General features: G+C 72.6%; 9 protein-coding genes. 7 read left to right on the forward strand and 2 right to left on the reverse strand.

Annotated elements, in window-relative coordinates; genetic code table 11:
* The first annotated feature begins 39 nt into the window (after nucleotides 1-39).
* The 3 genes from OG594_RS31450 (at nucleotide 40) to OG594_RS31460 (ending at nucleotide 3,982) form a co-directional block, all read left to right on the forward strand.
* Complete coding sequence (locus OG594_RS31450; protein ID WP_266605493.1) at nucleotides 40-1,458, forward strand: FAD-binding oxidoreductase; 1,419 nt, start codon at nucleotides 40-42, stop codon at nucleotides 1,456-1,458.
* A 157-nt stretch (nucleotides 1,459-1,615) separates the two neighbouring features.
* Nucleotides 1,616-2,134 carry a hypothetical protein gene (locus OG594_RS31455; protein WP_266606651.1) on the forward strand — a complete coding sequence of 173 codons (519 nt, stop codon included), beginning with the start codon at nucleotides 1,616-1,618 and terminating at the stop codon, nucleotides 2,132-2,134.
* A 33-nt stretch (nucleotides 2,135-2,167) separates the two neighbouring features.
* Nucleotides 2,168-3,982 carry a chitinase gene (locus tag OG594_RS31460; protein WP_266605495.1) on the forward strand — a complete coding sequence of 605 codons (1,815 nt, stop codon included), beginning with the start codon at nucleotides 2,168-2,170 and terminating at the stop codon, nucleotides 3,980-3,982.
* Here the strand turns inward: OG594_RS31460 and OG594_RS31465 are convergent.
* Together OG594_RS31465 and gabT are read right to left on the reverse strand one after the other, a co-directional pair.
* On the reverse strand, nucleotides 3,967-4,506 hold the full coding sequence (locus tag OG594_RS31465; RefSeq protein ID WP_266605497.1) for a phosphatase PAP2 family protein: 540 nt from the start codon (nucleotides 4,504-4,506) through the stop codon (nucleotides 3,967-3,969). The two genes, OG594_RS31460 and OG594_RS31465, sit on opposite strands and share 16 nt — an antisense overlap.
* Nucleotides 4,507-4,900: 394 nt before the next feature.
* Nucleotides 4,901-6,247, reverse strand: a complete 1,347-nt coding sequence (gene gabT, locus OG594_RS31470) for a 4-aminobutyrate--2-oxoglutarate transaminase (RefSeq protein ID WP_030012869.1) — start codon at nucleotides 6,245-6,247, stop codon at nucleotides 4,901-4,903.
* Nucleotides 6,248-6,556: 309 nt separating this feature from the next.
* Here gabT and OG594_RS31475 point away from each other — a divergent pair, with 309 nt between their 5' ends.
* The 4 genes from OG594_RS31475 (at nucleotide 6,557) to OG594_RS31490 (ending at nucleotide 14,718) form a co-directional block, all read left to right on the forward strand.
* Nucleotides 6,557-8,875, forward strand: coding sequence for an ATP/GTP-binding protein (locus OG594_RS31475; protein ID WP_323185356.1), 2,319 nt, complete (start codon nucleotides 6,557-6,559; stop codon nucleotides 8,873-8,875).
* Between the two features lie 127 nt (nucleotides 8,876-9,002).
* Nucleotides 9,003-10,583, forward strand: a complete 1,581-nt coding sequence (locus OG594_RS31480) for a PucR family transcriptional regulator (protein WP_266605502.1) — start codon at nucleotides 9,003-9,005, stop codon at nucleotides 10,581-10,583.
* 381 nt (nucleotides 10,584-10,964) lie between these two features.
* The gene (locus tag OG594_RS31485; RefSeq protein WP_266605504.1) at nucleotides 10,965-12,410 is read left to right on the forward strand and encodes an aldehyde dehydrogenase family protein; all 1,446 of its coding nucleotides are present in this window, start codon (nucleotides 10,965-10,967) and stop codon (nucleotides 12,408-12,410) included.
* 373 nt (nucleotides 12,411-12,783) lie between these two features.
* Complete coding sequence (locus tag OG594_RS31490; RefSeq protein ID WP_266605505.1) at nucleotides 12,784-14,718, forward strand: acyl-CoA dehydrogenase family protein; 1,935 nt, start codon at nucleotides 12,784-12,786, stop codon at nucleotides 14,716-14,718.
* The last annotated feature ends 5 nt before the right edge of the window (nucleotides 14,719-14,723 follow it).

Raw genomic sequence — 14,723 nt, forward strand, 5'->3', positions numbered from 1 at the left:
GGGAAAGCACGTCATCAGTTCCGTAGGGAGTTGGAAGCCATGGCCCCAGTCGCCATGCGTAGTGTTGCTGCATCACTTTCCGAAGCGAAGCCGGTCTCGTACTGGCTGGACGACCCCGGCAAGCCCGCCGCCGAGCCGGCGCTCACCTCCGACGAGCGCTGCGACCTGCTGGTCATCGGCGGCGGTTACAGCGGGCTGTGGACCGCCCTGATCGCCAAGGAGCGCGACCCCGAACGGGACGTCGTACTGATCGAGAGCAAGGAGGCGGGCTGGGCCGCCTCCGGCCGCAACGGCGGGTTCTGCGCCGCCTCCCTCACCCACGGCCTCAGCAACGGGCTCGCCCGCTGGCCCGGCGAGCTGGCCAAGCTGGAGGAGCTGGGCGCCCGCAACCTCGACGCCATCGAGGAGGCCGTCGCCCGCTACGGCATCGACTGCGACTTCGAGCGGACCGGCGAGATCGACGTCGCCACCGAACCGCACCAGGTCGAGGAGCTGCGCGAACTGCACGAGGAGGCGCTGCGCCTGGGCCTCGCCGACGGCTCCGAATGGCTGGACGGCGAGGCGGTGCGCGCCGAGGTCGACTCGCCGACCTTCCTCGCGGGCCTGTGGGACCGCGACGGCGTCGCCATGCTCAACCCGGCGAAGCTGGCCTGGGGCCTCAAGCGGGCCTGCCTGGAGCTCGGGGTGCGGATCTACGAGAACACCCGCGGCCTCAAGCTGGCCGCGGCCGGTTCCGGGATGACCGTGACGACCCCCTACGGCACGATCCTCGCGCGCCGGGTCGCCCTCGGCACCAACATCTTCCCCTCGCTGGTCCGCCGGGTCCGCCCGTTCACCGTTCCGGTCTACGACTACGCGCTGATGAGCGAGCCGCTCGACGAGGCCCAGCTGGCCGCGATCGGCTGGAAGGGGCGGCAGGGGCTCGGCGACAGCGCCAACCAGTTCCACTACTTCCGGATCACCCGCGACCACCGGATCCTGTGGGGCGGCTACGACGCGATCTACCCCTACCGGGGGAAGCTCGACTCCGAGTACGACCACCGCCCCGAGACCTACCTCAAGCTCGCGGAGCACTTCTTCACCGCCTTCCCGCAGCTGGAGGGGCTGAAGTTCAGCCACGCCTGGGGCGGCGCGATCGACACCTGCTCGCGCTTCTCCGCCTTCTTCGGCACCGCGCACTCGGGCAAGGTGGCCTACGCGGCCGGCTACACCGGCCTCGGCGTGGGAGCCACCCGCTTCGGGGCGGACGTGATGCTGGACCTGCTGGACGGGCTCACCACCGAGCGCACCCAGCTGGAGATGGTGAAGTCCAAGCCGATGCCGTTCCCGCCCGAACCCTTCGCCTGGACCGGGATCGCGCTCACCAAGTGGTCGCTGGCCCGCGCGGACGCCCGCGGCGGACACCGGAACCTGTGGCTCAAGACGCTGGACCGCTTCGGCCTCGGCTTCGACAGCTAGGCCGTCCTGACGCCGCGCCCCGGCGCCCGGCCGGCCGTCACGGTGTGACCCGATTCACTACCAAGGAGTAACGGAACCCGCGTCATACCCGCGCCCGGCCCCGCTCTCTCCAGGTGAGAACCCCTCACCTACAGGGAACGGAGGCCGGGCGATGACGATCCCGGGGGCCAAGACGGCGGTGGAAGGGCTGGTATCGGTGGCGCCGGATCCGGACGCCTGCCGGTGGGAGTGGGAGCGCAACCCCCTCGGGGTCGCCCTGCTGCCCGCCGGCCGCAGTTGGGACGTACTGGTCCTGCCCGGGGAGCTGGGGCGGCCCACCCTTGACGTGCTCGGCCTGCTGCTCGACCGGCCCGGCCCGGTGCTCGCCGATTCCGGTGCCACGCGGTGGAGCCGCACGTCGATGCCGCGGCTGGGCTTCTTCGTACCGGCCGGCACGGCGTCGCGGTGGCTCGGCACGGGCGTACGGGGTGCCGGGCACGGGAGTTGGATCGTGGTCCCGTACCCCGGGCGGGCGACCGTCGGGCTGCGCTGGCTGGTGCTCCCGGACGGCGAGGGGACGCTCACCGATCCGGCCGTGCTGGAGCTGGCGATGCACGAGGCGGCCGCGCGCGTGCTGACGGAGGAGGCCGGACGTCTTGGCAAGAGTATTGGTCTGGACCATCTTGGGCGCCGCTGACCCCCTCCATCCCCCCATGCACCGGAGGCAGTTGTGCGCAGAGCCCTACCCCTCCTCGCGGCCGCCGCCCTCGCGGTGGCCGGTTTCCTCGCCGCGGGCCCGCCGGCCGCGGCGGCCGACGCCGACCTCGTGCGCAACGGAGGCTTCGAGGCCGGCCTCGACGGCTGGAGCTGCTCGGGCGGCAGCGGAGCCGTCGTCACCACACCCGTCCACGGGGGAAGTTCCGTCCTGAAGGCCGCCCCGGCCGGCCAGGACAACGCCCGCTGCTCCCAGACCGTCACCGTCGAGCCCGACTCGACGTACACGCTCGGCGCGTGGGTGCAGGGCGCGTACGTCTACCTCGGCGCGACCGGCACCGGCACCACCGACGTGTCGACCTGGACGCAGTCCCCGGGGGCCTGGAAGCAGCTGACCGCCACCTTGCGCACCGGCCCGTCCACGACCTCGGTGACCGTCTACACCCACGGCTGGTACGGCCAGCCCGCCCACGTCACCGACGACCTCACCCTGGTCGGCCCGGACCCCGGCGGTCCCGGGCAGCCCCGGCCCCCGGCCGCCCCCACCGGCCTGACCGCCTCCGCCACCTCCTCGAACGCGGTCGCACTGTCCTGGTCGGCGGTGCCGGGCGCCACCTCGTACACCGTCCACCGGGACGGCGCGGCGCCCCTCGGCGTCACCTCCGCCTCGGCGGCCGTGACCGGCCTCGCCGCGGCCACCACGTACACCTTCCGGGTCAGCGCGGTGAACGCAGCGGGCGAGTCCCCGCAGAGCGCGCCCGCCTCCGCGACCACGCCCGGCGGTGGCGGGGGCGGCGGGGGCGGCGGGGGCGGCCTCCCCGCCCACGCACTCGTCGGCTACCTGCACGCGAGCTTCGCCAACGGCTCCGGATACGTCCGGATGGCCGACGTGCCCGCCTCCTGGGACGTCATCAACCTCGCCTTCGGCGAACCGACCTCGGTGACCTCGGGCGACATCCGCTTCCGGCTCTGCCCGGTCGCGGAATGCCCGAACGTCGAATCCCCGGCGGAGTTCAAGGCGGCCATCAAGGCCAAGCAGGCCGCCGGCAAGAAGGTGCTGATCTCGATCGGCGGCCAGAACGGCCAGGTCCAGCTCGCGACCACGGCCGCACGGGACGCCTTCGTCTCCTCCGTCAGCAAGATCATCGACGAGTACGGCCTCGACGGCCTGGACATCGACTTCGAGGGCCGCTCCCTGTCCCTGGCCACCGGGGACACCGACTTCCGGGCGCCCACCACCGCGGTCGTCGTCAACCTGATCTCGGCCGTGAAGACCCTGAAGGCCACGTACGGCCCGGACTTCGTCCTGACCATGGCCCCGGAGACCTTCTTCGTCCAGCTGGGCTACCAGTACTACGGCTCCGGCCCCTGGGGCGGACAGGACCCGCGCGCCGGCGCGTACCTCCCGGTCATCCACGCCCTGCGCGACGACCTCACCCTGCTCCACGTCCAGGACTACAACTCGGGCTCGATCATGGGCCTCGACGACCAGTACCACTCCATGGGCGGCGCCGACTTCCACATCGCCATGACCGACATGCTGCTCACCGGCTTCCCGGTCGCCGGGAACGCGGCCCGGGTCTTCCCGGCCCTGCGCCCGGACCAGGTCGCCATCGGCCTCCCGGCCACGACCAATGCGGGCAACGGGCACACCTCGCCCGCGGAGGTGAACAAGGCGCTGAACTGCCTGACGAAGAGGACCGACTGCGGGACGTACCAGACCCACGGCACCTGGCCGGGGCTGCGCGGCCTGATGGCCTGGTCGATCAACTGGGACCGCTTCGGAGGCTGGGAGTTCAGCCGGAACTTCGACGCTTACTTCGGCGGCTGAGCCGGCGGGCCCGGCCGGCCCATCCGGACGGCCCGGGCCACACCGAGCAGCAGGGGAGTGCACATCAGCAGGCTGGCCAGGACGTCCAGCGGCCAGTGCCACCCCCGCAGGACCAGCCCGACGGCCGTCGCCCCCGTGAGGACCAGGGCGGCGGCCGTCGGCCATGCCCGGCGGGTGTACGGGCGCACGAGCAGGGCCGCGCCGAGGTAGGCGACGGCCGCGGTGGCCGTGTGGCCCGAGGGGAAGTAGCCGGCGGCCCAGGGTTCCAGGGGTCCCGGCCGGGCGGTCCACGCCTTGAACGGGATGACCAGGGCCGGCACCAGGGCCATCGCCAGGCCCGCGGCCCCGGCGGCCAGCGCCCGCCCGCGCCAGGCGGCGTAGGCCATGGCCAGGACGAGGACGGGCACCGCGACCGGGACGTTGCCGAGGTCGGAGAGGCGCTCGGTGACGGAGTCCGGGACCGAGCGCACCAGGGCGCGGCTCAGCGCGTGGTCCGGGGCCAGCAGCGGGCCGGAGACCAGCACCTGCCAGGTGACCAGGAAGAAGAGGAGGCCGCAGAGCGCGGCGATCAGGAGAGGAGTGGCCGGCCGTCCCGGAACAGGGGGGATGGTTCCGGGACGGCCGCCCAGATCGGGTTGCCGGGCGCCCCGGGGGGTTTGGGGCGAACGGCTGTCCGATCGGTGAGGAGTGTGCGCGAACGCATGCCCAGTACGGTGCTGGGGAAGCCCAGTACTGGTGTCGCCCCCGGTTTCCCTGGAGCGGGGTGTCTCACTCATCTGCAGAAACCGTACGGCAGTGAAAGGGGGACCGACAGCAGGATCGCGCTCCCGCCATCGGCCCCCCACAGCTTCTTCACAGCGTCCGCCCGTTACCGCCGGTAGGGGCCGGTCGCTGCGTGCGAACGTTCTAGCCGTTCGATCAGATGGCCGTGCCGATGGCCGCGAACGCGGCCTCGATGAGGTCCAGGCCCTCGTTCAGCAGGTCCTCGCCGATGACGATCGGCGGGAGGAAGCGGAGCACGTTGCCGTAGGTGCCGCAGGTGAGGACGAGCAGGCCCTCGGCGTGGCAGGCCTTGGCGAGCGCGCCGGCCGCCTCCGGGAACGGGGTCTTGGACACCGGGTCCTTGACCAGCTCGATCGCGATCATGGCGCCGCGGCCGCGGATGTCGCCGATGATGTCGTACTTCTCCTGCATGGCCGTCAGGCGGGCCTTCATGACGGACTCGATCTTCTTCGCCGCGGCGTTGAGGTCGAGCTCCTTCATGGTCTCGATGGAGCCGAGCGCACCGGCGCAGGCCACCGGGTTACCGCCGTAGGTGCCGCCCAGGCCGCCCGCGTGCGCGGCGTCCATGATCTCGGCGCGGCCGGTCACGGCGGCGAGCGGCAGACCGCCCGCGATGCCCTTGGCGGTGGTGATCAGGTCCGGGACGATGCCCTCGTCCTCGCACGCGAACCACTGGCCGGTGCGGCAGAAGCCGGACTGGATCTCGTCGGCGACGAAGACGATGCCGTTGTCGTTGGCGAACTTCACGATCGCGGGCAGGAAGCCCTTGGCCGGCTCGATGAAGCCGCCCTCGCCGAGGACCGGCTCGATGATGATCGCGGCGACGTTCTCGGCGCCGATCTGCTTGGTGATCTGGTCGATCGCCTGGGCGGCGGCCTCGGGGCCGCAGTTCTCGGCACCGGTGGGCCAGCGGTAGCCGTAGGCGACCGGGACGCGGTAGACCTCGGGGGCGAACGGACCGAAGCCCTGCTTGTACGGCATGTTCTTCGCGGTCAGCGCCATGGTGAGGTTCGTACGGCCGTGGTAGCCGTGGTCGAAGACGACGACGGCCTGGCGCTTGGTGTACGAACGGGCGATCTTGACGGCGTTCTCGACGGCCTCGGCACCGGAGTTGAACAGGGCCGACTTCTTGGCGTGGGTGCCCGGGGTCAGCTCGGCGAGGGCTTCGCAGACCTCGACGTAGCCCTCGTACGGGGTGACCATGAAACAGGTGTGGGTGAAGTCGGCGAGCTGCGCGGAGGCGCGGCGCACGACGGCCTCGGCGGAGGCGCCGACCGAGGTCACGGCGATGCCGGAGCCGAAGTCGATCAGGCGGTTGCCGTCGACGTCCTCGATGATGCCGCCGCCCGCGCGGGCCGTGAAGACGGGCAGCACGGAGCCCACGCCACCGGCCACGGTCTGGAGGCGGCGGGCCTGCAGCTCCTGCGACTTGGGGCCGGGGATCGCGGTGACGATCTTGCGCTCCTGCGGAACAGCGGTCATAGGGGGCTCCTGGGGGGTGTTTTCGGACGCACTTGTCTCTTTGTCCGCAGGCTAGGCCCGGGAGCGGGGGTCCTGCATGCTCCGTTCGGTAGTGATCACCGCGTGTCCTTGTCCGCGACGGCCATAGGAAGGATGCGCCGCACATCTTGTGGATCATTGCGGGGTGCAGGTCCCAGGCCTCCGTCGGGCACTAGATTGAGCGCCGCAGCGCATAGCACGGGCAGGGGGCAGGGGTTCATGGACACCGAGGGTGCGTACGAGGGACAGGCGACCCGTGCAGGTCAAGTACCGAGACCTGCCGGCCCCCCCATGCACCCTCCGAAGCCCAGCCACGCCCCCGGCCGGGGACCGACCCTCACCGACTGGCTGCGCACCGCCCGCCCGGTCGCCGAGCCGGGTGTCTGGAGGTACGGCCACACCCCGCGTCCGGCCGTGGAGGCCGCGCAGACCCCCGACCGGGCCCTCGCCACTGGCGCCGTCATTTCCTTCCTGGCCTGCGTCCTCGTCTGGTCCCTCATGCGCAACGCCTACATCCCGTTCTGGGACGCGCCGCTCAAGCTCTTCACGCCTCACAGCTGGTGGGCGGCGAACGGCGAGCCGGTCCGGGACACGGGGGGAGTCCAGGCCAAACCGATCTATGAGCTGCTGTTCGTCCTGGTGCTCCTCTACGGTTTCGGCCGGCTCGGCAGCTGGAAGGCTGCCTGGAGCCGCCTGGTCGTCGCCCGGGGCCCATGGGTGCAGGCCCTGGCGGTCGTACCAATCGCCTACGTGACGTTGCTGCTCGTCCACAACTACCAATTGCCGCTGCGGCAGCTGGTGGAGGGCTTCCTCGACTTCGACCGCAGGCCGGGGGGCGACCAGGAGGCCAACCTCAATCTCATGAGCACGGCCAGGACCGTGATCGATGTGGTTCTGATCGCGGCATTCGCATGGCTCGGTGGCGGCGCCCGGCTGCTGCGCCGACTGCCCTTGCTTTCCTCGCCCGCCACCTCACGGTCAACGGAGCCGACGACCGTGGGAGGTGCGGATCGCCCGCAGCGGCTCCCTGCTGAGAATCCGCTTGAAGACCCCGCGATGTGGCCGCAAGTGCGCGAGGCGGGGTTGGTGGAGGCTGCTGATCGGCTGGAAACGGAAGCCGGGGGCGGGCGGATGAACGATGTGGACTACGCCCGGATCCGGCGGGCGTGGGACTCCGTGCGCGTCGACCCCTCGCGGATGCGGGCCTTCGCCGACGCCGTGCGCGACAAGGGCGCCGGGGCCTGTGTGCACCCGTCCGGGGCGCGAGACCTGCCCGTGCGGGCCGCCCGACACGATCTGCTGGTCCGGCAGGTGCTGCTGGGCACCGTGGAGGAGGGTGCCCGCAACCCGTACTCCCGCCGCGGTACCGCCCTCGCCCTCGACCCCGACGTGCTCGGTACCTCCCTGCTCGCCGTCGGGCCCTCCGGCACCGGCAAGACCCGGCAGCTGGTGCGGCCCGTCGTCGAGTCGTTCTCGCTCCAGGCCCTCGCCGGCCAGGCCGCCGTCGTGGCCGTCGGCGCGGCCGGCGCCCAACTCGGGCCGGACGCCGCCTTCGACGTCGTGGTCCGGGTCGGCGACCCTGCCTCCGTCTACGACCTCGATCTCTACGGCGGCGCAACCGACCCCGACGAGGCGGCCACCCTGCTTGCGGAGTCCTTCGTCGGAGACGTTCCCGGGACCGACGTACGCCGGGCCGCGACCGCCCTCGCCCAGCTCCTCGGGCCGTTCCGGGCGGCCTACGACCGCTTCCCGACCGTGCCCGAACTCCGCGAGCTGCTCGACCAGGTCCCCACCGCCTTCGCTGCGCTGCGCCGCGACCTCGCCGGGCAGCACGCCATGCTGCGCGAGCTCGATGCCCGGGCTCGCCAGCACGGGTCCCACGCGGACCCCGGTCAGGCCCTCGCGGACCGGGTGGCCCTGCTGGACCGGCCCGCGTTCGCCGGCTTCTTCGACACCACCGGCCAGGGCCGGCCGTTCTCGCTGCGCGCCCTGGAGCACCCGGTCCGGGTCCGCGTGGACCTGCCCGAACGCGGGCACGCCGACGCCTCGCGCATGCTGGCCCGGCTGCTGCTCGCCCAGTTCAACGCCGCCGCGGCCGCCCGCACCGACCGCTCCCTCTTCGCCTTCCTCGCCTTCGACGACGCCTCGCAGACCCTGACGCCCGAGACCGTCCGTGGCGTTCAGCGGCTGCGCTCGGCGAACGCGGGCGTCCTGCTCACCCTGCGCACGCTGGACGACGTACCGGAGGTGCTGCGGACCCCGCTGCTCGGGTCGGTCGGCTGCCGGATGGCCTTCTCCGGGGTCACCACCTGGGACGGCAAGCGGTTCGCCGAGGCCTGGGGCACCGAGTGGGTGGAGACGCGGGACGTCACCCACCGCACCGTCTTCGCCGACCAGCCGCTCACCCGCCTGATGCACTCCTTCCGCAAGCTCGTCACCGGCAAGGCGGTCACCACGGACGCGGTGACCGTGCGCCAGGTGGAGCGGGAGCGGTGGTCCGCTTCGGACCTGGCGCACGCCGTGCCGCCGGGGCACGCGGTGCTGTCGCTCACCTCGGTGCGCGGGGAACGGGCGGCTCCGCTGCTGGTCCGCCTGTCCGGAACGTCCTGACCCGGACCCCGACCCGTACGAGGTGGCAGAATCGAGGGGAGTCGTTCGTACGACACGGCGAAAACCGTCGGCGGTCTGCCTCCTGACCCTCCCCCTCGCCCCCTCCCGCTAAGGCCACTGGTAACCGATGCCGCTCACCCTCGCCTCACTCGTCCAGCACTCGGCGCTCAAGCTCAGCGTGCGGGCCGGGGAGGGGCGCCTCGATACGCCGGTGCGCTGGGCCCACGTCAGCGAGCTCGCCGACCCCGTCCCCTACATGGAGGGCGGGGAGCTGCTCCTGATCACCGCGATGAAGCTGGACGCGGGGGACCCGGAGGAGATGCGCGCCTACGTGCGCCGCCTCGCCGCGGCCGGGGTCGTCGGCATCGGCTTCGCGATCGGCGTCAACTACGAGGAGATCCCCGAGGCGCTGGTCGAGGCCGCGCGGACCGAGGACATGCCGCTGCTGGAGGTACCGCGGCGGACCCCCTTCCTCGCGATCAGCAAGGCGGTCTCCGCGGCCCTCGCGGCGGACCAGTACCGGGCCGTCACCGCCGGATTCGAGGCCCAGCGGGAGCTGACGCGCGCCGCGCTCTCCGTCGACGGCCCCACCGAGCTGCTGGTGAAGCTGGCCGCGCACGTGCACGGCTGGGCCGCGCTCTACGACACCTCGGGCGCGGTCGTCGCGGCCGCCCCCGACTGGGCCGCGCGCCGCGCCGCCCGGCTCACCCCCGACGTCGAACGGCTGCGGGAGCGCCCGGCCCCCGCGAGCGCCGTGGTCGGCGGCTCCGAGGACCGCGTGGAACTCCAGTCCCTGGGCACGGGCCGGCGGGCGCGCGGTGCGCTCGCCGTCGGCACCGCGGCCCCGCTGGGCACGGCCGAGCGGTACGCCGTCCACTCCGCGGTCGCGCTGCTCACCCTCACCACCGAGCGCTCGCGCTCGCTGCACGACGCCGAGTCCCGGCTGGGGGCGGCGGTGCTGCGGATGCTGCTCGCGGGCGAGGCGGACCACGCGCGGTCCGTGGCCGGGGACCTGTACGGGGCCCTGCTGGAAGCACCGTTCCGGCTCATCGTGGCCGAGCCGGCCCTGGCGGGCACCGCGCAGCCGGAAGGCCTGGCGCTGCTGTCCGACACAGTGGAGTCGGCGGCGGCCCGGACCGGGGAGGCGCTGCTCGTCGTCCCGGAGGCGGGCCGGCTCGTGGTCCTGGCCACCGACGGCGGCTCGGCCGTACAGGCGTGCGTGGACCACGCGGAGGCACTGGAGGCGCGGCGCGGCCGGGACGCGGCCGGGCCGGAGCCGGACGAGCTGGTGGTCGGCCTGTCCGCACCGGCCGGACCGGGGGGTGTGGCGGCGGCCCTCAAACAGGCCGACCAGGCCCTGGCCGTGGCCCGGCGCCGCGGCCGGCCGATGGTGGAGCACGAGGAGATGGCGGCGGGCTCGGTCCTGCCGCTGCTGGCCGACGACGCCGTACGGGCCTTCGCGGACGGCACCCTGCGGGCCCTGCGGGAGCACGATGCGACCGGGCGCGGCGACCTGGTGGCCTCGCTCCAGGCCTGGCTCTCCCGCCACGGGCAGTGGGACGCGGCCGCCGCCGACCTCGGCGTCCACCGGCACACCCTGCGCTACCGGATGAAGCGGGTCGAGGAGATCCTCGGCCGCTCCCTGGAGGACCCGGACGTCCGCATGGAACTGTGGCTCGCCCTCAAGGCGACCTCGACCCCGGCTTAGGCCGTCTCTTTCGGATCTTGCCGGGCCCGCGACGCCCGGCACCGCACCTCATCCCCCCGACAACCTGCCCTGCTTTGCCCCGGCCCTGCTTCCCCTCGGCCCTACGGGCCTGGGGAGACCCCATGGCACCGGACGCCGCGGGCTCGGCCGGCAAGATCCAAAAGAGCGGCCCAGGCGGCCGGGGGCGTCCTGCCGGTCGAGCCGGGCCCGGCGCAGGACACCCCCCGGGGGCAGGAGCGCGCACCCGGCGGGCCGGACAGTGACAAAGCGGCGAAGCGCGACGACCCGCCGCTCCATCAGGGACAAACGCCGAAACGTCGACGGAGTTCTACGGTGGAGGGGTCAGGACCCACCGCACACTTCCGAAGGGCCGGGATTCGCATGACTTCCACCCACGCCTTCTGGCTCGCCGGCCGCCAGGCCACCGGCGAGGACAGCTTCGACGTCCACTCTCCGTGGGACGGCCGCCTGGTCGCCGCCGTCAGCGTGCCCACCGACGAGCAGGTCGAAGAGGCCGTGGCCGCGGCGTACGCCGTGACGGCGGAGTTCTCCGCGACCCCCGCCCACGTACGGGCCGCGGCCCTGGACCACGTGTCCAAGCGGCTCACCGAGCGCACCGAGGAGATCGCCCAGCTGATCTCCGCCGAGAACGGCAAGCCCGTCAAGTGGGCCCGCGGTGAGGTCGGCCGTGCGGTGTCCGTGTTCCGCTTCGCCGCCGAAGAGGCCCGCCGCTTCAACGGCGGAGAGGCCCAGCGCCTCGACACCGACGCCGGTGGTGTCGGCCGTCTCGCGCTGACCCGCCGCTTCGTCAAGGGCCCGGTCCTCGGCATCGCGCCGTTCAACTTCCCGCTGAACCTGTGCGCCCACAAGGTGGCCCCGGCCATCGCCGTCGGCGCTCCGATCATCCTCAAGCCCGCCCCGGCCACGCCCCTGTCCGGGCTGATCCTGGGCGAGCTGCTCGCCGAGACCGACCTCCCGGCCGGCTCCTGGTCGGTCCTGCCGGTCGCCAACGACAAGATGCCGGCCCTGGTGAAGGACGAGCGCCTGCCCGTCATCTCCTTCACCGGCTCCGACACCGTCGGCTACGCCATCCAGCAGTCGGTGCCCCACAAGCACTGCACCCTGGAGCTCGGCGGCAACGCCGCGGCCGTCGTCCTGGACGACTGGTCCTCCGAGGCCGACCTCGACTGGGCCGCGACCCGCATCGCGACCTTCTCGAACTACCAGGCCGGCCAGTCCTGCATCTCCGTGCAGCGCGTGATCGCCGACGCCTCCGTCTACGACCGCCTCGTCGAGAAGGTCGTCGAGAAGGTCCAGGCCCAGGTCACCGGCGACCCGTCCGACTCCGCCACCGATGTCGGCCCCCTCGTCTCCGAGGCCGCCGCCCAGCGCGTCGAGTCCTGGGTCGACGAGGCCGTGGCCGGCGGAGCCAAGCTGCTCACCGGCGGCAAGCGCGCGGGTGCCTCGTACGAGCCCACCGTCCTGGCCCACGTGCCGGACGGCGTCAAGCTCGCCACCGAGGAGGTCTTCGGGCCGGTCCTGACGCTGAAGAAGGTCGAGAACACCGACGAGGCCTTCGCCGCCGTCAACGACTCGAAGTTCGGTCTGCAGACCGGCGTCTTCACCCGCAACGTCCAGACCGCGTTCCGGGCCCACCGCGAGCTCGAGGTCGGCGGTGTGATCATCGGCGACGCGCCGTCCTACCGCGCCGACCAGATGCCGTACGGCGGCGTCAAGCAGTCCGGTGTGGGCCGCGAGGGCGTCCGCTACGCGATGGACGACTACACGTACGAGCGGGTCCTGGTCCTGACCGGCCTCGACATCTGATCTCGTACGGCCCAAAAGCCGACGGCCGGAGCCTACTGTGCGGGGGCTCCGGCCGTCCCCTTTTCTTTTCCGGTTTTCTTTTCCGGGCTTTTTCTTTTCCGGGCTGGGTCGCCTCCGGGGCGCTACTGCCGGCTCCAGGACGCCGTGCGTCCTCGGAACCGCTCGTTCCGCACGGTTCCTGCGGGCGCTCGCCGTCCTTCGCCGGCGCGTCCCTTCGGCTCACTCGCCCGGGCGTAGCCGCGCGGCCGGGCCGGATTTCCCCCGCTCGGACGGCCCGGCTTTTCCCGGCGGGCCGGACAGGGTACGACTCACAGGTAGCACCGGCTGGTAGTGCCGGTGGACCCCCGACTCCGGCGGCGAGGTGAGTCCCCTCATGTCCGCAACACAGCCCAAGGTGACCGAGCGCGAGGCACGGCAGGTCGCTGAGGCGGCCCGGGAACAGGACTGGCGCAAACCCAGTTTCGCCAAGGAACTGTTCCTCGGACGCTTCCGGCTCGACCTGATCCACCCCCATCCCCTCCCCGCCGACGAGGACGTCCGGCGGGGCGAGGCCTTCCTGGCCCGGCTGCGGGAGTTCTGCGAGACCCGCATCGACGGGGCCCGCATCGAGCGCGAGGCGAAGATCCCCGACGAGACCGTGCGCGGTCTCAAGGAGCTCGGCGCCCTCGGCATGAAGATCGACCCCAAGTACGGCGGCCTCGGTCTCACCCAGGTCTACTACAACAAGGCGCTGGCCCTCGTCGGCTCGGTGAGCCCGGCCATCGGGGCCCTGCTCTCCGCCCACCAGTCGATCGGCGTGCCCCAGCCGCTGAAGATGTTCGGCACGCAGGAGCAGAAGGACGCCTACCTGCCCCGCTGCGCCACCACCGCCATCAGCGCCTTCCTGCTCACCGAGCCCGACGTGGGGTCCGACCCGGCGCGCCTGGCCACCACGGCGGTCCCGGACGGCGACGACACGTACGTGCTCGACGGCGTGAAGCTGTGGACGACCAACGGGGTCGTCGCGGACCTGCTCGTCGTGATGGCCCGCGTCCCGAAGTCCGAGCACCACCGCGGCGGGATCACCGCCTTCGTCGTCGAGGCCGACTCGCCCGGCATCACCGTCGAGCACCGCAACGCCTTCATGGGCCTGCGCGGCCTGGAGAACGGCGTGACCCGCTTCCACCGGGTACGGGTCCCCGCGGCCCAGCGCATCGGCGCCGAGGGCGCCGGGCTCAAGATCGCCCTGACCACGCTCAACACCGGCCGGCTGTCCCTGCCCGCCATGTGCGTCGGCGCCGGGAAGTGGTGCCTGAAGATCGCCCGCGAGTGGTCCGCCGTCCGCGAGCAGTGGGGCCGGCCGGTCGCGCGGCACGAGGCGGTCGGCGCGAAGATCTCCTTCATCGCCGCCACCACCTTCGCCCTCGAAGCGGTGGTCGACCTCGCCTCCCAGATGGCCGACGAGGACCGCAACGACATCCGCATCGAGGCCGCCCTCGCCAAGCTCTACGGCTCCGAGATGGCCTGCCTGATGGCCGACGAACTGGTCCAGATCCGCGGCGGGCGCGGCTTCGAGACCGCCGAGTCCCTGGCCGCCCGCGGCGAACGCGCCGTCCCCGCCGAGCAGATGCTCCGCGACCTGCGCATCAACCGGATCTTCGAGGGCTCCACCGAGATCATGCACCTGCTGATCGCCCGCGAAGCCGTCGACGCCCACCTCTCGGTGGCGGGCGACCTCATCGACCCCGAGAAGGCACTCGGCGACAAGGCCAAGGCGGGAGCCCGCGCCGCCGGGTTCTACGCCCGCTGGCTGCCCAAGCTCGCCACCGGCCCCGGCCAGGTCCCCGGCACCTACCGCGCCTTCCACCCCGGCGGCCACCCCGACCTCTCCACCCACCTGCGCTACGTGGAGCGCAGCGCCCGCAAACTCGCCCGCTCGACCTTCTACGCCATGTCCCGCTGGCAGGGCCGGATGGAGACCAAACAGGGCTTCCTCGGCCGGATCGTCGACATCGGCGCCGAGCTCTTCGCCATGAGCGCGGCCTGCGTCCGCGCCGAGCACCTGCGCGCCACCGGCGCCCACGGTCGCGAGGCCTACCAGTTGGCCGACGCCTTCTGCGAGCAGTCCCGGCTGCGCGTGGAGGAGCTCTTCGGCCGGCTCTGGTCCAACACCGACGACCTCGACCGCAAGGTGGTCGCGGGCGTCCTGTCCGGCACCTACGCATGGCTGGAGGAGGGCGTCCTCGACCCCTCCGGCGAGGGCCCCTGGATCGCGGACGCGACGCCCGGACCCTCGACACAGAAAAACGTGCACCGCCCCATCCGCTGACCTGC

The sequence above is a fragment of the Streptomyces sp. NBC_01214 genome, from assembly GCF_026340975.1.
In the GTDB taxonomy this organism is placed as follows: domain Bacteria; phylum Actinomycetota; class Actinomycetes; order Streptomycetales; family Streptomycetaceae; genus Streptomyces.